General features: G+C 56.9%; 19 protein-coding genes. 12 read left to right on the top strand and 7 right to left on the bottom strand.

Annotated elements, in window-relative coordinates:
* Positions 1-104 precede the first annotated feature (104 nt).
* The 5 genes from CKW19_RS12550 to CKW19_RS12530 all read right to left on the bottom strand — a co-directional run bounded on the left by CKW19_RS12550 (position 105) and on the right by CKW19_RS12530 (position 5,963).
* A complete protein-coding gene (locus CKW19_RS12550; protein ID WP_013692814.1) occupies positions 105-1,037 on the bottom strand; it encodes a LysR family transcriptional regulator in 933 nt (310 codons plus the stop codon).
* A 55-nt stretch (positions 1,038-1,092) separates the two neighbouring features.
* Positions 1,093-1,887 carry an enoyl-CoA hydratase/isomerase family protein gene (locus tag CKW19_RS12545; protein WP_013692813.1) on the bottom strand — a complete coding sequence of 265 codons (795 nt, stop codon included), beginning with the start codon at positions 1,885-1,887 and terminating at the stop codon, positions 1,093-1,095.
* Between the two features lie 63 nt (positions 1,888-1,950).
* A complete protein-coding gene (locus CKW19_RS12540; protein WP_256580331.1) occupies positions 1,951-2,688 on the bottom strand; it encodes an enoyl-CoA hydratase/isomerase family protein in 738 nt (245 codons plus the stop codon).
* 51 nt (positions 2,689-2,739) lie between these two features.
* Positions 2,740-3,780, bottom strand: a complete 1,041-nt coding sequence (locus CKW19_RS12535) for a CDP-6-deoxy-delta-3,4-glucoseen reductase (protein WP_095058149.1) — start codon at positions 3,778-3,780, stop codon at positions 2,740-2,742.
* 68 nt (positions 3,781-3,848) lie between these two features.
* Positions 3,849-5,963 (bottom strand): acetate--CoA ligase family protein, encoded by a 2,115-nt coding sequence (locus CKW19_RS12530; protein ID WP_095058148.1) that lies wholly within the window; start codon positions 5,961-5,963, stop codon positions 3,849-3,851.
* 555 nt (positions 5,964-6,518) lie between these two features.
* On the opposite strand from CKW19_RS12530, the gene CKW19_RS12525 reads away from it, so the two are divergent.
* The 12 genes from CKW19_RS12525 to CKW19_RS12470 all read left to right on the top strand — a co-directional run bounded on the left by CKW19_RS12525 (position 6,519) and on the right by CKW19_RS12470 (position 19,904).
* Positions 6,519-7,076, top strand: coding sequence for a hypothetical protein (locus CKW19_RS12525; RefSeq protein ID WP_095058147.1), 558 nt, complete (start codon positions 6,519-6,521; stop codon positions 7,074-7,076).
* 144 nt (positions 7,077-7,220) lie between these two features.
* Positions 7,221-8,465 (top strand): SMP-30/gluconolactonase/LRE family protein, encoded by a 1,245-nt coding sequence (locus CKW19_RS12520; RefSeq protein WP_218232076.1) that lies wholly within the window; start codon positions 7,221-7,223, stop codon positions 8,463-8,465.
* 58 nt (positions 8,466-8,523) lie between these two features.
* Positions 8,524-10,959, top strand: a complete 2,436-nt coding sequence (locus CKW19_RS12515; protein WP_053078263.1) for a pyrroloquinoline quinone-dependent dehydrogenase — start codon at positions 8,524-8,526, stop codon at positions 10,957-10,959.
* A 323-nt stretch (positions 10,960-11,282) separates the two neighbouring features.
* Positions 11,283-12,737 (top strand): FAD-dependent tricarballylate dehydrogenase TcuA, encoded by a 1,455-nt coding sequence (gene tcuA, locus CKW19_RS12510; protein WP_095058146.1) that lies wholly within the window; start codon positions 11,283-11,285, stop codon positions 12,735-12,737.
* Complete coding sequence (tcuB, locus tag CKW19_RS12505) at positions 12,724-13,881, top strand: tricarballylate utilization 4Fe-4S protein TcuB (RefSeq protein WP_013692805.1); 1,158 nt, start codon at positions 12,724-12,726, stop codon at positions 13,879-13,881. Before tcuA ends, tcuB begins: the two co-directional genes overlap by 14 nt.
* 326 nt (positions 13,882-14,207) lie before the next feature.
* Positions 14,208-15,536: a carbohydrate porin gene (locus CKW19_RS12500; protein ID WP_095058145.1), complete on the top strand. Its 1,329-nt coding sequence runs from the start codon at positions 14,208-14,210 to the stop codon at positions 15,534-15,536.
* A 324-nt stretch (positions 15,537-15,860) separates the two neighbouring features.
* Positions 15,861-15,935, top strand: a complete 75-nt coding sequence (pqqA, locus tag CKW19_RS12495) for a pyrroloquinoline quinone precursor peptide PqqA (protein ID WP_020295432.1) — start codon at positions 15,861-15,863, stop codon at positions 15,933-15,935.
* Positions 15,936-16,007: 72 nt separating this feature from the next.
* Entirely contained in the window at positions 16,008-16,919 is a 912-nt protein-coding gene (pqqB, locus tag CKW19_RS12490) for a pyrroloquinoline quinone biosynthesis protein PqqB (RefSeq protein WP_095058144.1), read from the top strand.
* A gap of 11 nt (positions 16,920-16,930) precedes the next feature.
* Positions 16,931-17,683: a pyrroloquinoline-quinone synthase PqqC gene (pqqC, locus tag CKW19_RS12485; protein WP_095058143.1), complete on the top strand. Its 753-nt coding sequence runs from the start codon at positions 16,931-16,933 to the stop codon at positions 17,681-17,683.
* Positions 17,680-17,955, top strand: a complete 276-nt coding sequence (gene pqqD, locus CKW19_RS12480) for a pyrroloquinoline quinone biosynthesis peptide chaperone PqqD (RefSeq protein ID WP_018607357.1) — start codon at positions 17,680-17,682, stop codon at positions 17,953-17,955. The genes pqqC and pqqD overlap by 4 nt, the downstream gene beginning before the upstream one ends.
* Entirely contained in the window at positions 17,927-19,096 is a 1,170-nt protein-coding gene (gene pqqE / locus CKW19_RS12475) for a pyrroloquinoline quinone biosynthesis protein PqqE (protein ID WP_095058142.1), read from the top strand. The genes pqqD and pqqE overlap by 29 nt, the downstream gene beginning before the upstream one ends.
* 412 nt (positions 19,097-19,508) lie before the next feature.
* A complete protein-coding gene (locus CKW19_RS12470; protein WP_095058141.1) occupies positions 19,509-19,904 on the top strand; it encodes a hypothetical protein in 396 nt (131 codons plus the stop codon).
* A gap of 123 nt (positions 19,905-20,027) precedes the next feature.
* Here CKW19_RS12470 and adeC read toward each other — a convergent pair whose 3' ends face one another.
* Positions 20,028-21,452, bottom strand: a complete 1,425-nt coding sequence (gene adeC / locus CKW19_RS12465) for an AdeC/AdeK/OprM family multidrug efflux complex outer membrane factor (protein ID WP_095058140.1) — start codon at positions 21,450-21,452, stop codon at positions 20,028-20,030.
* Positions 21,449-24,604, bottom strand: coding sequence for an efflux RND transporter permease subunit (locus CKW19_RS12460; protein WP_095058139.1), 3,156 nt, complete (start codon positions 24,602-24,604; stop codon positions 21,449-21,451). The genes adeC and CKW19_RS12460 overlap by 4 nt, the downstream gene beginning before the upstream one ends.
* Positions 24,605-24,606 lie beyond the last annotated feature (2 nt).

Here is a 24,606-nt window from a genome sequence, read left to right as displayed (position 1 = left end):
CAAAATAACATACTAGCATGACGCTATTTCACTCGCCAACTTCAGTTCCACCCACCGAACTCGAGAACGGAGGCACATCGAGACGGCTGGCGACCGCGCCTTGTTCAGTCGGGCACCGTTACCAGTTGCGTGCCCAGCCAACGTTTATCCGAAACCAACGTGCGAACGACGTCAGCCAAAACAACACGTGCTGCCAAACCCGCCGGCGACAACTCATCGTCCGACAAACTGGCGACTTGATTCAAGCGGGTAAAATTGAACTCGGAAATGGGTACCGTATCGAAACGGTCTTTATCATGCCTTGCAAGTGCCGCGCTAGGTTGCACCGTCATCCCCAAGCCCGCCCCCACCGCGTCCATGAGTATCGCAAGCCCGTCGATTTCCGCGATGACGTTCATCGTGCAGCCTTCTCTTTCAAAAGCATTGTTTATCAGCGCCCTGAGGCCATGCGTACTGCCGGGCAATATAAGGGGGACGTTGGAAAGCTCACTGATTGACAGCGATTCACTCTTGCGGACCAGGGAAAAGTCAGCTGCGGAAATAGCGAAAAGACGTTCATTTACCAGCGGTTGAGTGCTGAATCTGCGCCCATGATCAGCGCCAAACAATATCGCAAGATCGATCTGTCTAGCACTCAGCATCCGCTCCAGGTTGCCCGATAACGCCTCGACAATACGAAGGGAAATATCCGGGTATCGCTCTCGCATCGCCTCCATGAACGGCAGTGCAACGACGCCTGAGGTGGATGGAGCCAATCCCACCGTGACATGCCCGGCGAACCGTCCAGTCCTGGCCGCGTGGGCCGCATCCTCTGCGTTGCGCAACACCAGTTGTGCTCGATGCCAGAATGCCAATCCGGCGCTGGTGGGCTGCACGCCGCTCTTCTTTCTTAGCAGCAACCGAACGGACAGTTCATTCTCCAGTCGACTGATTTGTTGACTGAGGGCCGAGGTGACAACATCGAGTTCAAGCGCTGCTCGCCCCATGCTTCCACACTCAACTACCCGGACAAAGTAGCGCAGTTGACGCAGTTCCATCGGACACCTCCACTATCACAACGATGCCTGGACCGGTCGGTCCAGGCACGACACGCTATTTGCCGATAAAACGCGGTTTCCTTTTTTCCTTGTAAGCTTTGATGGCCTCCTTGTAATCATCCGTGGATTGCACCACGGCCATCTGCGCAGCCACCGACTCCAAGCTCGTCCGTAAATCGGTCCGCAGCGATTGGTATAGCAGCTTCTTTATGCTGCGTTGCTGGATGGGAGGGCCATCCGCCAGGCGTGTAGCAAAATCCAGCGTTTGCTGCATGAGCTCGTCATCACTGAATACTCGGTTGACGATGCCCAATGCCAACGCCTCTTCAGCACTGACGAAATCGCCCGTCCATAATAATTCCAGGGCTTTCGCGGTACCGACTATGCGCGGCAGCAAATAGCAACCGCCATTTCCAGGGATCAGGCCAACACGAATATAAGCCTCAGCAAATCGAGCCGACTCTGATGCGAAACGCATATCGCACTGCAACGAAAGATCCATGCCCGCCCCCACCGCCGCGCCGTTTACCGCCGCAATGAGTGGCTTTTCAAAGCTCTCGATCGCTAATGCCACCTGGTGGGTGACTTTTTGCAATCTGATTTTACGCTCGAGCGGCGTTGGATCCCCCTCTGCGCTTTCGGCGGCCCGACGGCCCAGGTCGCCTCCGGAGCAGAATGCATCACCGGCACCGGTGATGACGAAACAACCGATGTCATCATTTTCATCGGCAGCCAGCAATGCAGTGCGAAGTGAATCCAGCATGCTCTCGCTCAAGGCGTTCTTTTTTTCGGGCCGGTTTAGCTTGGCTACCATGACCCGGCCAACGGTACTGACTTCTAGATCAGACATCATATTCCCTCAGTTCGATATGGACACGCCGCCCGTGCAAAACCCCACTCGTTGCCCGCTGCGCTATTGCTCGGCCTGAGCCAGTGCACGGTGTCGTGCATGCTCGTCCCGAGCCAGCAACAATGCAGCTCTCAGCGAACGATTGAGCCACCGCTTGTTTTCGGCAAACGTGCGCGGGTTCTTTGCCCCCAACGCCTGCCCCAGCGCCGAAGCTTTCAAATGGAGTTCGTCTCGCAGGGCTACCTCGCGGACCAGCCCTCTCGCCAATGCTTCGGTAGCCTTCATCGCCCTGCCGCTCTGAATCAGATCAAGCGCCAAAGCGCGTCCGCCGATGACCTCTAAAATGTTCGCACCCGAGAAGGTGGCGATACCCAAATCAATTTCGGGCAACGACAGTTTCGCGGTATCGACGGCGACACAGGCATCCGCCAAGAGCGCAAGCATCGCGCCACCTCCCGTCGCGGTACCATTGAGCACTGTGACAACTGGCTTGGGGCAGTCCATCACGGCGTCCTGCAGCGCCGCCAACGCTAACGACCTTCGTTCACGCTGGCGTGCCGTATCACCGTCCGCCGGTTGTTCACGAATATCGACCCCTGCGCAGAACACGCGCTCGCCAGAGCCGGTCAGCATCACCGCGTTTATCTGCGGGTCATCAGTGGCTGCCTGCAGTGCAGCCGTCACACGCTCCATCATATCCACCGTCATGGCATTCGCCTTGGCGGCACGATTCAGAGTGATCCACAGGAGCGACTCATGTCGCTCAACCGTCAACTCGCTGGCTAGTTCATCCACGGACATCTTCCTCCACGTGCTTGTTTTTATTTTCAATCGAGACACACGACACGAGTTCTACTGGACAGCCTTTTGTCCCGACACAAACATGTCCGCGAAGAACTCTTCCTCGGGGAGGTTGCGTAACGCCACAAAATCCTGTCTTGCCGATTGCACGACGATGGGCGCTCCACAGGCATAGACCTGATGCTGGGAAAGATCCTCGTAATCTTCCATGACTGCACGGTGAACAAAGCCGACCCGACCTTCCCATAGGTCGTCGGGGTGCGCTTCTGACAGGACAGGTATGAACGTGACGTTGTGACTTTTCGTCCAAGCCTCGGCAACGGAACTCAAATACAGATCCGAGGCCCTTCGCCCGCCCCAATAGAGCGTTATTTCACGACTCGATGCTTTTTCAAGTTCGCGCTCAATCATGGCTTTGATCGGTGCGAACCCTGTGCCGCTGGCAACGAAGACCATTGGTTTGCTGCTGTCTTCACGCACAAAAAAAGTACCTAGCGGGCCTTCAAGGCGCACCAGGTCGTTTTCTTTCATGACATTGAAAACGTGTTGGCTAAACGGGCCACCGTAATTCCTGAGATGCAATTCCAACACGTTGTCGTCGGGCACGTTTGCCAGCGACAAACTGCGACGAATACCGCCTGGCATCACGACGTTGATGTATTGCCCAGGCAAAAACCTGAAAGACTCCTTGGCAGGGAGGCGTAGGCGAATTCTCATCACATCCTCGGCCAGGCGCTCAAGACGATCGACACGGGAAACAAGCCGTCGAATAGGGATGTCTTGTGTTGCTTCCACCACCTCGCAGGCGATCGTCAATGCGGTTAAAGCCTTTGCCTGGCACAGGAGCGCGTATCCCTGCTGCCGGTCCTCGTTGGAAAGTATCGCCATGCTGGACTCCGCATGATCGACCACCCCGTCGAGTACTTTGGCCCGACAGGTTCCGCAGATGCCATTTTGACAACTGTAGGGCAGTTGACACCCGCTTTTGAGGGCGGCAGCAAGTATCGTATCGTCTTGCTGCACCTCGAACGTGCGGTCGATAGGCTTCACATTGACCCGATGCGTCAATGTGGCGGACAGACTGTCATTCATAGCGATTCACCCCTTTACAGAATGTTTTGTACATTGCTCTTTCTCGCGACAAGCTTGGGGGCGGTTCATTAACCGCGCACAATCAAGGCGTCCGCGGCAATCACACCGTGGGGCAATACAAACATTGGATTGATGTCGATTTCGGCTATATCGCTGCGCTGCTCCCAGGCAAACTGCGATAACGCCACCAACGCGCGGGCAACAGCATCGACGTCAAGGGGAGGCGCGCCCCGAACCCCGTTCATGATCACGCTGCATTGCAATTCATCGAGCATTTCCATAGCGGTTGGCAGGCCGAAAGGGGCGATTCGACACGCGGAATCCTTCAGTACTTCCGCATAAATCCCACCTGCGCCGACTACCACCACCGGGCCAAATGAAGGATCCTTGACCACCCCGGCAATCAGTTCGAAGCCACCTGTCACCATCTCGGAAACGAGGACACCTTCAATGTGGGCGGCAGGCACATGCCGTTGCGCGTTGGCTAACACCTGCTCGATCGCTGACTCCAGCTCCTGGGCAGTCCGAATGCCGACCTTTACGCCGCCTATTTCGGTTTTGTGCGCAATGTCCGCAGAGACAATCTTGACGACTAGTGGCGCTTTGACTTTGTCGAACAGCGCAGCGTCAAAACCCTTCACGATCAGGTCGGTTGTGACGGGGATCCCGATGGAACGCAGCATTTCCTTGGACTCGACCTCGGACAACGATGACCGACTGCCAACGGCGGTGCTAAGCGGTACAGAAGCTCGCTCTACTTTGAGCCCCTCATCCTCTTGCATCTGCAAAATGCGCGATTGAGTCCGCTTGAATCGCATCAGCATTGCGATAGCTTTGGCGGCTCGCGACGGCGAAGGCAACACCGGAATTCCCGCATCAGCGAATACACGCAGCGCCTCTGCAATCTGAACGCTGGGGGCTGAGGAAAAAACCAGGATCGGCTTCGACGCCGACGCGGCAATTCGGGCCAATACCTGGGCTGCCGCCAGGCTGCCAGAGGCGCCTGTGGTTGCCAGGTTAATGCAAAGCGATCCTACGGCGGGGTCTTCAAGCGTCGCGCTTACAGCGGCTTCCAACTTCTGCCCATTGGCCGCTGAAAAATACCCTGCGGTAAGGTCGATTGGATTATGGACGGCCCCGATGTTAGGTACGACCGCCAGCAGCTTTTGCTGGGTATCGTTACCAAGTTCACACAAGGTCAGACCTTCAGGCTCACCCGCATCTGCGAATACGATCGCAGACCCGCCCGATACCCCCATCACCGCGACCCCCCCATTGTCCGGGTATTTTTTGCTTTCCAATGCCTTGAGGAAATCCACCGCTTCATGGATCTCTCTGATCTCGACGATCCCCGTTTGCTTGAACAGGGCACGATAGAAATCATAGACACCCGTCATGCTGGCGGTATGCGATGCGGCCGCTAGTGCGCCCTGCTCGGTGACGCCCCCCTTCCACAGCAGGATCGGCTTGCCGCGCGCCGTAGCCTTGCGGCCGATTTCCAACAGCGCACGACCGTCATTGGTTCCCTCGATATAGGCGACGATGGTGTGTGTCTCGTCATCATCAAGCAGCGCCTCAATGAGCTGTACCGTGTTGACATCGCTTTCGTTGCCCGTCGCGATGACATGCCGGAAACCAATACCGGCTTCGGCACATGCAAGGGCGATGCTGTAGCCGAATCCCCCACTCTGCGTCACCAGCGATACCGACCCTTTCTCGAGTTTCGGTTCACGCGTAATGCTGCCGAATGCGGCGTAGACACGAGAATGGATGTTGGCAAAACCGAGGCAGTTGGGCCCGATAATACGCATGCCCGCCGCCCGGGCAATCGCGAGCATTTTCTCCTCACGGAGAATCCCTTCCGGACCGCTCTCTCGAAAGCCACCGCTCAGAACCACCGCAAAAGGAACCTTCTTCTGCGCACTCGATTCCAGCACGGCTAAAACGCCCTGCGCAGGAACGCCAACCACCACGAGGTCGACGTCGCCTTCGATATCGGCAACGGACCCATAGCACTTCAAACCTTCAAAGGTTTCGTATTTGGGATTCACCGGATAGATCGCGCCGGTGTATCCATTGCTCATCAGAGCTCTTACGGCCTGAGAGCCGGGACGTCCCGCATCCTCCGACACGCCTACAACCGCAATCGAACGTGGTTCAAGCAAGTTTTTGTAATTATTCATATCGGTACTGAAGCCCTTGATCGCTATCGAAAATCGGGAGACGAGGTAAAGAGATGCAGTCGTTTCTCTGCTCTCCCCAAAAGCAGAGCTGCCACGGTGCACTGTCGTCCGCAGCCAGCCGAAAGTCAATTATTTTTGGAATAGGTTTCAATGAATGAAACCACAAACACCATCTTACAAAAGCTTGCACCGGCGCTAACCCAGCACGCAGCCGCTACGCAAAAGTTCCACTCATTGAAACTTGTGCTAATTATCAAAACACATGCTAGTATGATTTTGCGTCGACCGAGGGCACGCTACGGCCTCGTATGGACGGTTGATTTGTCCTGCATACATGCAGATTCAATAGGAGCATTGGTGATGATTTACACGCGCAGTGGGGCAGACGCCCTTGCAAATCGGAGCGTTATCGTTTCGCCCGGTACCGGAAACCAGCATTGGGGAACGACCTTCTTTGGCCCGCGGAGCTCTCAAGAGCGGGCCCCAGGCCCCCAGGCGACAATGTCTGAACTCAGAGCACACGAAGCAGTAGTGCCTCATTTCCACGGGGTGTCGATGTTTCAGTTGTTCATCGCTGGCAGTGGCACACTGGGTAATCGCGGGCAGGTACTTGAACCGCTCACCGTCCAGTTCAAAGATCATCACACGGCTTACGGACCGATCGTGGCGGGTCCGCAAGGGCTGTCCTTCGTTGCCATGCGGATGTACACCGGAAACTCCCAACCGGTCTATTTGAGTGAACCTGGCTACCGGGAGCAACTGCGTCCAAGCAAACGCCGGCACCTGACGTCCGAGCCCATCAAGTTCTCCATTGCCCCTGTGATGCAGGCCCGCGAAGAAGCGAGTTGGGAACTGCTTTTTGAAGATGAGGCAGATGGGCTGCGCGCTCAGGTATTGCGATTGGGCGCTGGTATGAAAGTGGACGGTCCACCCCCTGGTATTGCATCCGGTTATTACGTTTTCGTCGGAAACGGCAGCGTGCTGCATGGCGAAGAAGAGCTTCCTCTCTGGTCCATGATCGTCGTGGAATCAACTGAGGAAAAGTTCGAGATCCAAGCAGGTGGCGAAGGTGCCGAGGTCCTCGTGCTCCAGTACCCACGGGAAGAGATTTGAAGTAGGGGTTCCCTCCGGCGGACTGACATTCGCTGGTCGTGTGCCCAACGTTAGCGCGCAAGAAACACAGCTTCACCCTATCAAACAATAAACAAGTCTACGCCCCTGAGGGGGAGTAAAAGGCTTTGCACAATGGAGTTCGTTATGAGCATTGGCGTAACGTTCAATTTCAAAGGGCTGGTCGCGCCGATATCCGGCGCGCCCCCCAGCCGGCTATTCGCTACGACCGCTTTACCCACGCTGACACAACTCGACATGCCTGCGGTGCACACAGCGATCAACACGACAAGCATTCATGTCGGTAGGAAACGTTCGGATAGAAGAAGCAGCGCTCGTGTCCCTGGAGTGCTCAGAAAGCTCCAGCTAAGCAGCCTGCTGGCCTGTCTGGCTATCGGCGCCGCCGGCATCGCTACAGGCGCATACGCTGGACAACTCCCCGCCTCTTCAGCATTGGCCTACGACAAGCAGACACAAAGCCCTGTACCCATTCCAGTATCGGAACGAGGCCTTCCAACGGTTACTGCTCAAACCTGGTTCAAAGCATCCAACGAAGGTCGGATACTGGAAGGCGCGATATTTGACCGCGAGGGCAACCTGCTTTTCTGTGATGTTTCGGGTAAACGCGTACTTCGCCTCTCGCCGACCAAACAGCTTTCAATCGTAGCCACGATAGAGAACCTCTCCCCTGGCGGACTGGCATTTCATCCCGACGGACGTCTGTTCATCGCGGCTCTCGATCTGAACCGCAACCTCGGCGCGATTTTCGCGGTCAAACCCGATGGCACGGGAATGCAAACCATCATCGCGCAAGACGCCGGATTCATGCCCAATGACTTGGCGTTCAACAAACAGGGTGGTTTCTACTTCAGTGATTTCAAAGGTATCTCGACCGAGCCAAAGGGCGGGATCTATTACGTTTCTCCCGATCTTTCGCCTCCTGTTGTCGTCTTGCCGCATCTCTCGATGGCCAACGGCGTTACGCTAAGTCCAGACGGAAAAACGCTGTGGGCAACCGAATTTGGCCGCAACCTTCTACATCGCATCGACCTGGCCAACGCTACTACCATCGCCACCATCAGTTCGTCCATCCCCTACCGTTTCACGGGGCCCTCCCCCGATTCGATGCGGGTCGACGCCGATGGCAATGTCTATGTGGCGATCTATGGGCAAGGTCGTGTAATGGTCTTTAACCAGATCGGTATCCCGATTGGCCAGGTGCTGCTGCCGGGGCGCGAACAAGGGCACAACCTGCTATCGACTAGCCTCGCCATTGATCCCAATACGAACACCTTGTACTCCGTCACCAGTGATGGAGATAAGGGGCAAGGAGCGACAATATTCAGCGCCAAGGTGTTCACCCATGGCTTGCCTCCGGCGTCATTCAAATGAGCCGCCTCAATGCTTGTTCCCAACACGTGTGTCCTATTGATCACATGGAGAAACCCTTATGACCCCTATTGGCGCAGAGCCTGACTCTTTGAATGCCAAGCGCGATACGACGAAAGCTTCACGATGGGTGTGTCGTATCTTTGCCATTGTATTACTGATACTCGGCCTGGCCCTTTCCATTGGCGGTGTCATCTTGGTTGCGGACGCAGGTTCTGCGTACTACCTGATCACCGGACTGGCCTTCATCACAAGCGCTGTATTTCTCTGGCGCGGCGATGCGCGAGGGATTTGGGTCTATGCCGCAATGCTGGTCTGGACCACGGCCTGGAGCTTGTGGGAAGTGGGTTTTAACGGCTGGCAGCTGGCGCCCCGACTGATTGGTCCGTTCGTTCTCGGCGCAGTACTTCTGCTACCGCATTTCACCCGACTCACGCCTGCGCCGAACACCCGGAAGCTTCCACGCGGCTGGCCATCGTTTGCCGGCGGCCTGGCCGCTGCAATCGCCTTGGGGAGCGTCAGTCACGCTTTCGGACCTGACGCACCGGACTTTCCGATGTTGAGACGCGGCTTGCAATCGCAGGCGCCAGCGAAACTGCCTGAGCCAATGGCCAACAACGAACGTACCGACTGGCAAGCCTACGGCAATGACCAGGGTGGGACCCGCTTCAGCCCGCTTGCCGACATAGACACAACCAACGTCTCGAAGCTGGTCAAAGTCTGGGAAGCCGACATGGCGCCGGTGAACGGCGATCTCAACGCGATCGAAGGCACCCCCATCATGATGGGTAGTTCCCTGTACGCGTGTGATGGCAATAACGGCATCCATGCATTCGATGCGGAAACCGGCAAAGAATTGTGGCGCCGCGACATTTCCAACGGCGTACCGCAGTCGGGTAAACCTTGTCGGGGTGTGGCGTACTACAAAGTGCCTGACGCCAATGGGTTTTGCTCGGAACGCATCTACGCCCCCAGCCACAACCCCACGCTGGTGGCACTGGATGCGAAAACCGGTGAATACTGCCCAGGGTTTGGTAACAACGGCGCGGTCGATCTGACAAAGGGCGTCGCACCTTACCCACATGGCTTGTTCTACGTCAGCTCGGCACCGCAAGTTATCCGCGGCAAGATTGTCGTCGGTGGCGGCATCCCCGACGGGCAATATTGGGGTGGTCCGTCGGGCGTCATCAGGGCTTTCGACGCGGTGACAGGCGAACTCGCCTGGGCTTTTGATGCCGGCGCGCCGAATCGCCTCGGGCTGCCACCTGAAGGACAGTATTACACGCCTTCCACGCCCAACAGCTGGGCCCCCATCAGCGCGGATGAGAAGCTCGGCCTGATTTATTTGCCCGTGGGCAACGCGACACCTGATGCTTACGGTGGCCAGCGCCGTCCCTATGACGAGGACATCTCCAGTGCGGTGATCGCTCTCGACGCGGAGACGGGTCGGCTGCGCTGGAAATTCCAGGCCACGCACCACGACATCTGGGATTATGACGTCGCCTCTCAGCCCACCCTGTTGAACTGGCCTACCGCAAAGGGCATGCGGCCAGCACTGATCCAACCGACCAAGCGCGGCGAGATTTTCGTGCTCGACCGCGAGACTGGCGAGCCGATCAAGGCGGTGGAAGAACAGCCTGTGCCTCAGCGTGATATTGCCAAAGGCGAATGGCTGTCCCCTACCCAACCTGCTTCTGTCGAGCTCCCTGCTTTCAGGGGGCCTCAACTGCGCGAAAAAGACATGTGGGGGGCGACGCCGATCGACCAGATGGTTTGCCGGATCATGTTCAAACAATCGCGCTACGAGGGCCAGTTCACGCCCATCACGCTCGACAAGAATGTCTTGATCGATCCCGGTTCAATGGGTGGTGTGAACTGGAATGGCATCTCGCTGGACGTTGATCGCGGGCTGATGATCGTCAACTGGACTCAGGTCCCTGACCGAATCGAGTTGGTAACACGCGAAGAAGCAACGCAACGCAATTTCAAGATTGCACCTGGTCTGGACGCAGGGGGACAAGCCGAGCAGCCTATGCTTGACACGCCATACGGTGCTTATCGGGTCAACTTCCTTTCGCAGCTTGGCATTCCTTGCAATGCGCCGCCTTGGGGCCTGATTGGCGCTGTTGATCTTGTCAGCGGCAAGCTCATCTGGTCCAAGCCATTTGGCTCACCGCGTGACATTGGCCCATTCGGTCTGCCGACCCTGGTCTCCATCCCGATCGGTACACCGACCGCCGGTGGCGCCGTGACGACCCGTGGCGGCCTGGTATTTATCGGTGGCGCAGCAGAGCATACGTTCCGTGCCCTGGATGCCGCCACCGGTCGGGAGCTGTGGAGCAGCCGCCTGGCCACCAGCGCAAATGCTACGCCCATGACCTATCGCAGTCCGGTCAGCGGAAGGCAATTTGTGGTGGTCGCCGAGGGTGGGCGCCCGCATTATCGTACGAAGCCTGGTTCGAAGCTGGTTGCTTTTGCAATTCCAGACGGCAAGTAATGACGGCTGACAATAGCTGATCAACTAAGGAGCCGGTCCATCGTGACCTGTCTCCAAAGTCTTGGACTGGGTAAATCTGCCTGTCTCTGAAATGGGTCTATATCCATTTCATTATCAAAGCGCCCGGTGCATTTGCATCGGGCGTTTTGTATTTCAGGGAGCGTGGTAACGCCCGCCACATATCCCCCTGCACAGAAACATCACCCTTCACTAAAACTGAAGCCCTCACCTCTAAATCCGCCTTTCGCGGCGATGAGCCCATCCCTATGGTTAATCCACTGGCCGGCAGTCACTTCGACCTGCCAGTGAATCGAGGAGATACGATGGTCGACGTTCTGGTGATAGGTGGCGGCAACGCTGCGTTATGTGCCGCATTGATGGCACGAGAGGCAGGCGCCAGCGTGATGCTGCTGGAAGGCTCGCCGAAAGTCTGGCGCGGCGGAAATTCGCAGCACACGCGCAACCTGCGCTGCATGCACGATGCGCCTCAGGATGTGCTGGTCGATGCCTATCCCGAAGAAGAATATTGGCAGGATCTGCTTAAAGTCACCGGTGGCCTTACCAACGAGAAACTGGCGCGCATCGCCATTCGTGCCTCGTCATCTTGCCGTGATTGGATGCGTTCACATGGCGTGCACTTTCAGCCGCCCTTGTCGGGTGCTCTTCATGTGGCTCGCACCAACGCGTTTTTCATGGGCGGCGGAAAGGCACTGGTCAATGCCTACTTTCGCAGCGCCGAACGCCTGGGCGTGAAGATCCGTTATGACGCTCAGGTCACTGACATAGAACTGGAAAACGGTGCTTTCGTCGCAGCTCACCTGGCCGAACGCGAGGTAGATGGACAACGATTGCCAGCGGAGCGTATCGAAGCACGCGCCTGCGTCTTGGCTGCTGGCGGGTTTGAATCCAACCGCGAATGGCTACGGGAGGCTTGGGGGCAAAACGAGCGCGGTGAATGGCCATCGGACAACTTCCTGATTCGCGGCACCCGCTTCAATACTGGTGTGTTGTTGCGACGGATGCTCGATCTTGGCGCCGATGCAGTCGGCGACCCGACTCAGGCGCATATGGTGGCCATCGACGCACGGGCTCCGCTTTACGACGGCGGTATCTGTACCCGCATCGACTGCGTATCCCTGGGCGTGGTTGTCAACCGCGATGGCGAACGGTTTTACGATGAGGGTGAGGATTTCTGGCCCAAACGTTATGCGATCTGGGGCCGTCTCGTTGCAGGACAACCCAACCAGCAGGCCTACTCGATTATCGACCAACAGGCACTTGGCCGCTTCATGCCGCCGGTGTTCCCTGGAACCACAGCACGAACGTTGCCAGAACTTGCTCGCCTGTTGAACTTGCCGCAAACGCAGTTCGTTAAAACCATCGAAGACTACAACAACGCTTGCCATGTCGGCACGTTCGACCACACCACGCTCGATGACTGCCATACCGAAGGGCTTACTCCCGCCAAGACTCACTGGGCAAGGCCGCTCACCAAACCACCCTACTACGCCTACCCCCTCAAGCCAGGTGTCACCTTTACCTATCTCGGCTTGGCGACCGACGAAACGGCCGCCGTGCACTTTGATGGCAAGGCCAGCCCGAACCTGTTTGTCGCCGGAGAAATGATGGCTGGCAACGTACTGGGCAAGGGTTATACCGCGGGTATTGGCATGGCCATCGGTACCGCCTTCGGACGAATCGCCGGCGTACAGGCCGCGCTTTGTGCGGGGTTTGGTCTTTCTCCTGTGAACTCGGAGCCTCAACATGCAGCTGTTTGATCCCCAGGTATCCAGCCAACTGATCCCGGTCCTCAACCTGCAGGAAACCGAAGTCGAACGGCAGATGACCATTTGCAATGCCTGCCGCTATTGCGAAGGTTTCTGTGCCGTATTCCCCGCAATGACCCGGCATCTTGAATTCGGTCAGGCCGACATTCATTACTTGGCGAACCTTTGCCACAACTGCGGCGCGTGCCTGTCGGCCTGCCAATACGCTGCCCCGCACGAATTTGCAGTCAACGTACCCAAAGCCATGGCCAAGGTACGGCTGGAAACCTACACCAATTACGCCTGGCCGCAGCCACTGGGTAAATTGTACCAACGCAACGGCCTTACCTTGGGGCTGGCTTCAGGCGCTGGGTTGGCGCTGTTCCTGTCGCTTACCTTGATGATCATGGGCAACCTGTTCGTTGCCATGCCAGGCGGTAACTTCTACGGGATTTTCCCACACAACACGTTGGCACTGATGTTCAGCGCGGTGTTCGGTTTTGCCGTGTTGGCCCTGGGCATCGGCGTGCGTCGATTCTGGCGCGAAATCTCACCCGCCGAGGCACCTCTGCCGTTGAAAGCCAGTGCAGCACTGGAGGCCGGCGCCAACGTCGCACAACTCAAGTACCTGGACGGCGGACATGGGGAAGGCTGCAACAACGCCGACGACGCATTCACCCTATGGCGCCGCCGCTTTCACCACCTCACCTTCTATGGGTTCATGCTGTGCTTCGCAGCCACAGGCGTTGCCACTCTCTATCATTTTTTGCTGGATTGGTCGGCCCCCTACCCGGTTTTAAGCCTGCCAGTGCTACTCGGCATTTTCGGTGGCGTAGGTCTGCTGATCGGCCCAGCAGGTTTGCTCTGGATGAATCTGCGGCGTAACCCGCAACAAGGGGACGAGAATCAGAAACCGATGGATCGTGGCTTCATCGCGCTTCTGTTCCTGGTCAGCGCTAGCGGTCTTGCATTGCTTGCCGGGCGCGAAACCAGCGCGTTGGGCTTGTTGCTTGCGATCCACCTAGGTCTGGTCATGGCGTTCTTTCTGACCATGCCCTATAGCAAATTCGCCCACGGCATATTCCGCAGCGCTGCGTTGCTGAAATACACCATTGAAAAACGCCAACCCAACCCGATCAGTGCGGCCGGCGAATGACCGGTGTTTTCAAGAACGCACCGACGGCATCCTCGGCGCCGTTAAGTTGAAAGTAATCTTCATGAGAATCACAAGGAGAGCGTTACCGATGCTCAAATAAATTACCGAGCTGTTTCGCAAGAACAGACGAGGCATGAGTTAGGTCCCGTCTTCTCATCAACTTACCGTGTGTCACGTCAAGCTCGACGCCTTTACAAACCCAGACTCCAGTCGCTCTTCGCTGGGATCAACCCGTTGCAGACATTCTTTAATGCTCTTCCGGGCGGAAGATCAACCTGAAGATGTGTTCGATTATCTGACTAATAAAAACAAAAGCAGAGATTATCATGACCACTCATTTGAACTGCAACACGCTTAATACTTCCGTCGCATTGCTGCTGCTTTGCGGAGCGGCCAACAGTCATGCACAAGAAGCCTTCAGTCCCGAGTCCCCTTGGATGTTGGGAGACTGGGGCGGCCTACGCACAGAATTGCTGGAAAAAGGTTATACCTTTAACGTGCTCTACACGGGCGACGCCGCGACGAATCTGGCCGGTGGCTACGACTCGCACACCACGGCGCGGTATACCGACCAACTTGCGCTGATGAGCAATTTTGACCTTGAGAAAATACTCGGTTGGGAAGACGCTGATTTTCAATTCACGATATCGGATCGTAACGGGCGCAATCTCACCAATGATGTCATCACCGATCCTCGGGTAGGCGGCATCAGTCAGGTTCAAGAGGTATACGGGCGCGGCCAGACCTGGCGGCTTACGCAACTCTGGTATCGTCAGAAGTTCTTTGACGGCGGGCTGGATATCAAACTGGGCCGCATGAACTTTGGCGAGGACTTCGGCAGCTTTCCCTGCAAATTCCAGAACTTGGCATTCTGCGGCGCGCAGCCGGGTAACTGGGCCGGCGATATCATTTATAACTGGCCAATCACTCAATGGGCGGGCCGCGTAAAGGTCGCGTTGAGCGATAACACTTATGCGCAGATCGGTGCGTACGAGCAGAACCCTTCCTACCTGGAAATAGGTAACGGCTTCAAACTCAGCGGCAGCGGTAATGAGGGTACCTTGGTACCTGTCGAGCTGGTCCATACCACGTCGCTGGGAGCCGGACGGCTGCCAGGGGAATATCGCGTAGGGGCATATTACAGCAGCCGTGACGCAAACGACGTCAACACAGAAGAAAACGGCATAGCAAAATCCCGCGATAGTAAATACGGCGCATGGATTGCCGGGCAACAACAAGTCTGGAAAGATCCGGACTTCGCCGCTCGCGGGCTGACGGTGTTTGCCTATGCCACCGTGCATGACAAAGCCACCAATATGATCGATCGTTATGCGCAAGTAGGCGCTTACTACACGGCCCCCTTCAAATCTCGCCCGAATGACGAAATCGGCGTCGCCATCGCCAGTCTCCATGTGAATAACCGCTTCACAGATCATCAGCAGCAACTGAATGACCGGGCGGGTGTCAGCGATTATGACGACCCTCGCTATACACCAACGCAAAGCTCAGAAACCAACATGGAAATTTACTATGGCTTTGGCGTGACCAAGTGGCTGACCGTGCGCCCCAACCTGCAATTTGTAGGCAATCCTGGCGGAGTCAGCGAGGTCAGGGATGCGTGGGTGGCCGGTTTGAAATTCGAGACCAGCCTGTAAGGGGGTTCTCCCAGTGCACTTTATTTTCGTACAAACATGGGAGAGCACGACAATGACATTTTGTGCCCTGCAGAATCGAGTTCAATCGTTCGCGAAGTGCTTCGCTGCCCTGGTTGCTAAATTGTCGAGTCACTCGTTCTCGTACTTGGAGCAGTTTCCTGAAGCCGTCCTATTATCCGACCGTACGGCAGCAAAAGACGAGGTATGACAACCGAAACACGGCGTCGTGGGTTGGGCGCGCCTTGGAACGCTGCAAAAATGATCCCAACCAAACTCAGAAATATGTACCTGACAAACGTCTCATCACTTGATAGGAGTACTTTCATGTCTTGGTCCAAACCTGCTTACACCGACCTGCGTATCGGTTTTGAAGTCACCATGTACTTCGCAAACCGTTAAGTTTGTACCTGATGGACAGCGCCTCGGCCTGCCGAGGCGTTTTATTTTCGGTTCCAGAATGATGGAGCAACCATGTTCGTCCAGATTCTAGGTTCTGCCGCCGGTGGCGGTTTCCCCCAGTGGAACTGCAACTGCGCCAACTGCGCAGGTTTTCGCGACGGCAGCCTGCGGGCCCAGGCGCGCACCCAGTCGTCCATCGCCCTGTCCGATGACGGTGTGAACTGGGTGCTGTGCAACGCCTCTCCGGACATTCGCGCCCAGCTCCAGGCGTTTGCCCCGATGCAGCCGGGCCGGGCCCTGCGCGACACCGGCATTGGCGCGATCATCCTGATGGACAGCCAGATCGACCATACCACCGGTCTGCTCAGCCTGCGTGAAGGTTGCCCGCATCAAGTCTGGTGCACCGACATGGTCCATGAAGACCTGAGCACGGGCTTTCCGCTGTTCAACATGCTGACCCACTGGAACGGCGGGTTGAGTTGGAATCGCATTGAACTCGACCAGAGCTTCACCATCGCCGCCTGCCCGAACCTGCGCTTCACCCCACTGCCCCTGCGCAGCGCCGCACCACCCTATTCACCGCATCGCTTCGACCCGCACCCGGGCGACAACATCGGGTTGATCGTCGAAGACCTGCGCACGGGTGGCAAGCTGTTCTATGCCCCGGGGCTGGGCAAGGTCGACGAGTCGTTGTTGGAGATCATGGCCGGCAGCGATTGTCTGCTGGTGGACGGTACGATGTGGGACGACGATGAAATGCAGCGCCGTGGCGTCGGCACCCGAACTGGCCGGGAAATGGGCCACCTGGCCCAGAATGGTCCGGGCGGCATGCTCGAAGTGCTGGAGCATTTGCCGAAGCAGCGCAAGGTGCTGATCCACATTAACAACACCAACCCGATCCTCGATGAAGACTCCTCCGAGCGGGCCGAGTTGGTGCGACGCAATGTCGAAGTCGCTTACGACGGCATGAGCATCGAACTGTAGGAGCGCCCGAAATGACTGATACACCATTGACCACCGCAGAATTTGAAGCAGCCTTGCGCGCCAAGGGCGCCTTCTACCACATCCATCACCCGTATCACGTGGCGATGTATGAAGGCCGCGCGACTCGCGAGCAGATCCAGGGCTGGGTCGCGAACCGTTTTTACTATCAGGTGAATATCCCGCTCAAGGATGCCGCGATCCTGGCCAACTGCCCGGACCGGGAGATCCGCCGCGAGTGGATCCAGCGCTTGCTCGACCATGACGGCGCGCCTGGCGAAGACGGCGGTATCGAAGCCTGGCTGCGGCTGGGCCAGGCAGTGGGCCTGGACCCCGATCAACTGCGCTCCCAGGAGCTGGTGCTGCCCGGGGTGCGTTTCGCCGTGGATGCCTATGTCAACTTCGCCCGCCGGGCCAGTTGGCAGGAGGCCGCCAGCAGCTCGCTGACCGAACTGTTTGCCCCGCAGATCCACCAGTCGCGCCTGGACAGTTGGCCCCAGCACTACCCATGGATCGACCCGACCGGCTATGAGTACTTCCGCACCCGCCTCGGTCAGGCCCGGCGTGATGTAGAACATGGCCTGGCGATCACTTTGCAGCACTACACCACCCGCGCAGGGCAGGAACGCATGCTGGAGATTCTCCAGTTCAAACTGGACATCCTCTGGAGCATGCTCGACGCCATGAGCATGGCCTATGAATTGAACCGCCCGCCCTACCACAGCGTGACCGGGCAACGGGTGTGGCACAAAGGGATCACCTTATGAGTTTCGACCGCAGCAAAACCCCACGCTGGCGCCCCGGCTATCGCTTCCAGTACGAACCGGCCCAGAAAGGCCACGTGCTGCTCTATCCTGAAGGCATGATCAAGCTGAATGACAGCGCTGCGCTGATCGGTGGCCTGATCGATGGTGAACGGGATGTCGCGGCCATCATCGACGAGTTGGCGAAGCAGTTTCCCGGCGTGCCGGAACTCGGTGACGACATCGAGCAATTCATGGAGGTCGCTCGTGCACAGCACTGGATCGAACTTGCCTGAGCCCTCTGGCCTGCCGCCCAAGCCTGAAGTCGGCCTGCCGCTGTGGCTGCTGGCGGAGCTGACCTATCGCTGCCCGCTGCAATGCCCGTACTGCTCCAACCCGCTGGACTTCGCCGAGCAGGGCCAGGAGTTGAGCACCGAGCAGTGGTTCAAGGTCTTTCGCGAAGCCCGCGAGATGGGCGCCGCGCAGTTGGGTTTTTCCGGCGGCGAGCCGCTGGTGCGCCAGGACCTGGCCGAGTTGATCGGCGAGGCGCGCAAGCTGGGTTTCTATACCAACCTGATCACCTCCGGCATCGGCTTGACCGAGCAGAAAATCAGCGACTTCAAGAAGGCCGGCCTCGACCATATCCAGATCAGTTTCCAGGCCAGCGACGAGCAGGTGAACAACCTCCTGGCCGGTTCGAAGAAAGCCTTCGCGCAAAAACTGGAAATGGCCCGGGCGGTAAAGGCCCACGGTTATCCGATGGTGCTGAACTTCGTGACCCATCGGCACAACATCGACAAGATCGATCGCATCATCGAGCTGTGCATCGCCCTGGAAGCCGACTTCGTCGAGCTCGCCACGTGCCAGTTCTACGGCTGGGCGCAGCTCAACCGCGTCGGCCTGCTGCCCACCCGGGAGCAACTGGTACGCGCCGAGCGTGTCACCAACGAATACCGCGCCAAGCTGGAAGCGCAAGGCAATCCGTGCAAGTTGATCTTTGTCACGCCGGACTACTACGAAGAACGCCCCAAGGGCTGCATGAACGGCTGGGGCAGCATTTTCCTCACCGTCACGCCGGACGGCACGGCATTGCCCTGTCACGGTGCCCGCCAGCTGCCGGTGCAGTTTCCCAATGTGCGCGACCACAGCATGCAGCACATCTGGTACGACTCGTTCGGCTTCAACCGCTTCCGCGGTTATGACTGGATGCCCGAACCGTGCCGCTCCTGCGATGAAAAAGAAAAAGACTTCGGCGGCTGCCGCTGCCAGGCGTTCATGCTCACGGGCGACGCCAGCAACGCCGACCCGGTGTGCAGCAAGTCCGAACATCACGGGGTGATTCTCAAGGCGCGTGAAGACGCCGAGCACGCTACGCAAACCATCGAACAATTGGCCTTTCGCAATGACCGAAACTCGCGCCTCATCGTTAAGGGCTGATCGTCTCAGCGACAGAAATGACTGACTGATCGACGATCGATTCGAACGGTAACGTCCGACGCGCAGAAAATACCACGTGCGACACCTGAGGGATTCAAGTTCTCGGCGTCGCTGATGGCACATCATTGGTGAATAAAGCTCAGCACTGCATCAATAGCTCACAGGCTAATCAATTAAAAAATAGCCTGTAGAATATCCCCATACCGACAACAAAATCATTCCAGATATCGAGTAGGCATCTTAGTCCTTGCCGTCCTCGATCATCTTGCGTCATCTGCAGAAACAATAACGGGCCCACGTTCCCAAGCCAATGCGTTATTAGGCTGAAACAGCTTATTTAAAACCTTACCTATTTAACGGTTCAGAACAAGCTTATAGCTATTCTCGGACCCCCAAAGAATTCAGGACATTTATGAACCTTGCAAAACTAACAGCTTCCATCATTTTAATCACCGGCCTGGCTGGCTGTGCGACTGAACTTCCGACGCTTAAGGATGGCGAATCCATTGTCAACCTTCACGAGCAGATCGGTGATGAAATGCTGGCCAGACGCCTGGATACACAACGCGCAGAGAACCTGACTTATTTCAAAGTATCGCCAGGGGCGCATACGATGGAACTTGGGGTGGTTACCAAGGGCTACCAGGAAAGCCAACACCGCTGTGTTGCCACCCTGTCCTATGACAATTTTTTACCGAATGAACGTTACACCCTGATGGAAAGTAGTGCGGGAAAAGAGGTAAAAATTGAACTTATGGACAGTAAAGGTAATACCTTGGCTAAAACTGACAAGATGCCCTGCTTGTAATTAACCGCCGTGTAAATGACAGCGCGGCGTCACCACTCAGCACGTAATATCATGATAGTGTCATTCACTGCTAATACAAAAACGCCCGGCCTATCGCCGGGCGTTTTTGTATAGTCGTCGTTCTCAGAGTTTTTGCACGCCCCGCTCGTCCCATCCGCCACCCAGTGCACGATACAAGTTCACTTCAGCCTGCAACTGCGCAAGGCGATCGTTGATCAGCCTTTGTTGGTTGCTAAACAGCGAGCGCTGCGCGTCCAAAAAGGTCAGGTTGCTGTCCACGCCGATTCGATAACGACGCTCGGCAAGCCGATAGTAATCCTGGCTGGCGTTGACGAGGTCATTCTGTGCCTGCAACTGGTCGACGTAAGTTTTACGTGCAGTCAACCCATCGGAGACCTCCTGGAAAGCGGCCTGGATAGCTTTCTCGTAGTTGGCCACACCAATGTCTTTCTGAATCTCCGAGTAATTCAGGCTAGCGCGTAACGCGCCTGCGTTGAAAATCGGCAAGCTGATGGTAGGGGTAAACGCCCAACTGCCTGAGCCGCTCTTGAACAACCCATCCAGATTCGCGCTCGAGGTGCCGGCATTTGCCGTAAGGCTGATGCTAGGAAAAAAAGCCGCCCGCGCCGCGCCGATGTTAGCGTTAGCGGCCAAGAGCGTATGCTCGGCGGCGAGGATATCGGGGCGACGGGTGAGTAAATCACTGGGCAGACCAGCCGGTACGTTGGCCAGCAGGTCGCCATCCAAGGACTGTGGCTCCGGCAAATCGGCGGGCAGTCCTGTACCGAGAAGAAGCACCAAAGCATTCTCGTCTTCGGCTACTCGGCGCTGGTAGTTTGCCAGGCTCGCCCGCGCACCTTGCACCGAGGTACGCGCCTGTGCGAGATCAAGCGCCGAAGCCACACCCACCTGATTACTGCGGGTGGTCAGACGTAAGCTCTCCTCGTAGGCGTCCAGCGTGTTCTCGGTGAGCTTGAGCAATTCACGGTCGGCTTGCCAGGTGAGATAGGCATTGGCCACGCTCGAAACGATGCTGATCTGGGTCGAGCGTCGGGCCTGGGCGGTAGACAGATAAGTTTCCAGTGCCTGCTGGCTTAGACTGGCGATGCGACCAAACAGATCCAACTCGTACGAACTGATTCCCAGGTTGACGTCATATTGGCTGGAAATACTGGCCTGACCGGACTGCGCCTGAGCGCTCGGCAGTCGCTGCCGTGTTCCGCTGGCGTTGGCGCCAATCGCCGGAAACAGGTCAGCTCTCTGGATTCGGTACTGCGCCCGGAAAGCCTCAACGTTCAGTGCCGCGACCTTCAGGTCACGATTATTGACCAAGGCGGTCTGGATCAATCGCTGCAATGCCGGATCGTGGAAAAACTCGCGCCACCCCTGCTCCACAGCGGCCTGGTCGGCAGCGTTGGTTGCCTGATAGGCAGGACCCTGCGGATATTGCGCCGCAACTGGAGCCTGCGGTCGCTGATACTCAGGGATCAGTGAGCAACCACTCAGAACAGCGGCGCTGATCGCGAGACCGATTAAAGAGCGAGTCATTGGCCTGCCTCCTCACGCATAGCAGTTTCGTCCTGCTTCTTGCGGCTGCCTTTAAACAAGGTTGAAACGGAAACGAAGAACAGGGGAACCCAAAAAATCGCCAGAACGGTGGCCGTTATCATGCCGCCGATCACCCCCGTGCCGATGGCGTGTTGACTGCCAGAGCCGGCTCCGCTGGAAATGGTCAGAGGTAGCACGCCGAGAATGAATGCCAAGGACGTCATCACGATCGGACGCAGACGCATACGACAAGCCTCGACCGTCGCTTCCAGCAACGGTGTACCTTTTTCATTCAATTCCTTGGCAAACTCGACGATCAGGATCGCATTCTTCGCCGCCAACCCCACCGTCACCAACAGACCCACTTGGAAGAACACGTCGTTGGACAGCCCCCGCAATGCCGTGGCCATTAGCGCGCCGATTACCCCAAGAGGCACGACCAAGATGACCGCAATCGGAATCGACCAGCTTTCATAGAGTGCCGCCAGACATAGAAACACGACGAGAATCGACAGCGCATACAGAGCAGGCGCTTGTGACCCTGAAAGACGCTCTTCATAGGACAACCCGGTAAAAGAGATGCCTACGCCGGGCGGCAGTTGCGCTGCAATTCGCTCGACTTCCGCCATCGCCTGGCCAGAGCTGTAACCCGGGGCGGGAGTCCCAAGAATTTGCTCGGCAGGGACGCCGTTGTAGCGTGACAGTTTTGGTGAGCCGAAGATCCACTCGGCACTCGCAAATGCCGAGAACGGGACCATCTGACCTTGGTTATTACGCACGAACCATTTACTCAGATCCTCTGCGGTGCTGCGCGAGTCAGGTTGACCCTGTACGTAAACCCGTTTAACTCGACCGCGGTCAACGAAATCGTTCACATAACTACTGCCGTATGCCACTGACAGCGTGGTGTTGATATCGGCCAGAGAAATGCCCATCGCCCGCGCGCGCTCGTCGTCGATGGTCAGGTGGTACTGTGGCTCGTCGGCCAAGCCGTTTGGGCGAACGCCAGCGAGGACCGGGCTCTGGGCAGCCAGCTCAAGAAACTTGCCGCGTGCCTCCATGAGTTTTTGATGGCCCACGCTATCTTGGTCCTGCAGGTAGAAATCGAAGCCGGTGGCGTTACCCAACTCCAGTACCGATGGCGGAACCACCGCATATACCAGGGCGTCGCGGTACTTCAGGAACTCTTGCTGGGCACGCTGGGCAATTTTGAACACAGTATTGTCACTGTCTCGTTCATCCCATGGCTTCAGGTTGACGAACGCAATCCCTGAATTCTGCCCGCGGCCCGCAAAGTTGAAGCCGTTAACGGTGAAAACTGTAGCAACGGCTTTACCTTCTCCGTGCTCTTTGTCCAGCAAGTACTGACTCATGCGATCAAGCACTTTTTGCGTGGTCTCAGCCGAGCTGTTGGCCGGCGTCTGCACTTGCGTAAAAATCAAACCCTGGTCTTCATCAGGCAAGAACGAGGTCGGTATCCGGGCGAACATCCAAATCGTGCCGGCGACGATTACCAGGTAAACCATAAAGCCCGGCACCCTATGCCGAATGATCTGGCCTACGCCCTGCTCATATCCGTTGACGCAGGCATCGAACCGTCTGTTGAACCATCCAAAGAAACCGCGCTTGGGCTGACCGTGTTTTGTCGGATCGATTGGCTTGAGCAGCGTCGCGCAAAGCGCCGGGGTGAATACCAAAGCAACAAATACCGAAAGCGCCATGGCCGATACGATAGTGATCGAGAACTGCCGGTAGATCACGCCAGTGGAGCCACCAAAGAAAGCCATGGGCAACAGCACCGCCGAGAGCACCAAGGCAATACCCACCAGCGCTCCCTGGATCTGCCCCATCGATTTACGCGTGGCCTCCCTGGGTGACAGGTGTTCCTCCGCCATCACCCGTTCGACGTTTTCAACCACCACAATCGCATCGTCGACGAGTAATCCGATCGCCAGGATCATCCCGAACATGGTCAAGGTATTGATAGAGAAGCCGGCCGCTGCGAGGACGCCGAACGTACCCAACAACACAACGGGCACTGTCAAAGTCGTAATGATGGTGGCACGCATATTTTGCAAAAACAGCAGCATGACCAGAAAGACCAAAACCACCGCCTCGCCCAGCGTATGCATCACACCGCTGATGGATTCGGTGACCACCGGCGTCGTGTCATACGGGTACACCGCTTCAATCCCGGCCGGGAAGAATGGTTTCAGTCGGTCGACCGTGGCGCGAATCGCCTTGGCGGTATCAAGGGCGTTGGCGCCTGTGGCCAAGCGGATGGCGATACCCGAGGCAGGCTTGCCATTGGCTTGGGCGTTGATGCTGTAGTTTTCACCGCCCAAACTGATATCGGCCACATCACTCAGGCGCACCTGGGAGCCGTCGCTATTGACCTTAAGCAAAATGTCACCAAATTGCTCGGAGGTCTGCAGTCGAGTCTTGCCAATGATAGTTGCGGTAAACACCGTACCTTTGCGCGCCGGAAGACCACCAATCGTGCCCGAAGCCACCTGCACGTTCTGCGCCTCAATCGCCTCGGTCACGTCGACTGGCGTCAACTGGAACTGGTTCAGTTTGGCCGGGTCCAGCCAGACTCGCATGGCGTATTGCGTACCCCAGATCTGAAAATCACCAACACCTGAAGTCCTCGAAATCGGGTCCTGGATGTTTGAGACGATGTAGTTGGATAGATCCTCCTTGGTGTGTTTTCCATCGGTGGAAACCAGGCCAATGAACATCATGAAATTCTGTTGGAATTTTGTGACGCGAAGCCCTTGCTGCTGCACTTCACGCGGCAACAGCGGCGTGGCCAGGTTCAGCTTGTTCTGCACCTGAACCTGGGCAATATCCGGGTTGGTGCCCTGGTTGAAGGTCACGATGATTCGCATGCTGCCATCGGCATTACTCTCCGAAGAGATGTAGCGCAGATTGTCGATGCCGTTCATCTGCTGCTCGATCACTTGCACGACCGTATCTTGCACTGTCTGCGCGGAAGCACCGGGGTAAGAAACCTGAATCGCGACAGCGGGTGGTGCAATGTCAGGGTATTGATTGATCGGCAAATTGAGGATCGACAATGCCCCAACGAGCATGATGATCAGTGCAAGCACCCACGCGAAGATCGGTCTATCAATAAAATACTTCGACATGG

It is taken from the genome of Pseudomonas sp. Irchel s3f7 (genome assembly GCF_900187615.1).
GTDB lineage: Bacteria > Pseudomonadota > Gammaproteobacteria > Pseudomonadales > Pseudomonadaceae > Aquipseudomonas.
This window is presented reverse-complemented; position numbering and strand designations above follow the sequence as displayed.

Coding starts and splice junctions, on each gene's coding strand:
- pqqC (WP_095058143.1), top strand. CDS start 16,931: ATGACTGATACACCATTGACCACCGCAGAATTTGAAGCAGCCTTGCGC.
- CKW19_RS12520 (WP_218232076.1), top strand. CDS start 7,221: ATGAGCATTGGCGTAACGTTCAATTTCAAAGGGCTGGTCGCGCCGATA.
- CKW19_RS12470 (WP_095058141.1), top strand. CDS start 19,509: ATGAACCTTGCAAAACTAACAGCTTCCATCATTTTAATCACCGGCCTG.
- CKW19_RS12545 (WP_013692813.1), bottom strand. CDS start 1,887: ATGTCTGATCTAGAAGTCAGTACCGTTGGCCGGGTCATGGTAGCCAAG.
- tcuA (WP_095058146.1), top strand. CDS start 11,283: ATGGTCGACGTTCTGGTGATAGGTGGCGGCAACGCTGCGTTATGTGCC.
- CKW19_RS12525 (WP_095058147.1), top strand. CDS start 6,519: ATGTTTCAGTTGTTCATCGCTGGCAGTGGCACACTGGGTAATCGCGGG.
- pqqB (WP_095058144.1), top strand. CDS start 16,008: ATGTTCGTCCAGATTCTAGGTTCTGCCGCCGGTGGCGGTTTCCCCCAG.
- CKW19_RS12500 (WP_095058145.1), top strand. CDS start 14,208: ATGACCACTCATTTGAACTGCAACACGCTTAATACTTCCGTCGCATTG.
- pqqD (WP_018607357.1), top strand. CDS start 17,680: ATGAGTTTCGACCGCAGCAAAACCCCACGCTGGCGCCCCGGCTATCGC.
- adeC (WP_095058140.1), bottom strand. CDS start 21,452: ATGACTCGCTCTTTAATCGGTCTCGCGATCAGCGCCGCTGTTCTGAGT.
- CKW19_RS12515 (WP_053078263.1), top strand. CDS start 8,524: ATGACCCCTATTGGCGCAGAGCCTGACTCTTTGAATGCCAAGCGCGAT.
- CKW19_RS12540 (WP_256580331.1), bottom strand. CDS start 2,688: ATGTCCGTGGATGAACTAGCCAGCGAGTTGACGGTTGAGCGACATGAG.
- CKW19_RS12550 (WP_013692814.1), bottom strand. CDS start 1,037: ATGGAACTGCGTCAACTGCGCTACTTTGTCCGGGTAGTTGAGTGTGGA.
- CKW19_RS12460 (WP_095058139.1), bottom strand. CDS start 24,604: ATGTCGAAGTATTTTATTGATAGACCGATCTTCGCGTGGGTGCTTGCA.
- CKW19_RS12530 (WP_095058148.1), bottom strand. CDS start 5,963: ATGAATAATTACAAAAACTTGCTTGAACCACGTTCGATTGCGGTTGTA.
- tcuB (WP_013692805.1), top strand. CDS start 12,724: ATGCAGCTGTTTGATCCCCAGGTATCCAGCCAACTGATCCCGGTCCTC.
- CKW19_RS12535 (WP_095058149.1), bottom strand. CDS start 3,780: ATGAATGACAGTCTGTCCGCCACATTGACGCATCGGGTCAATGTGAAG.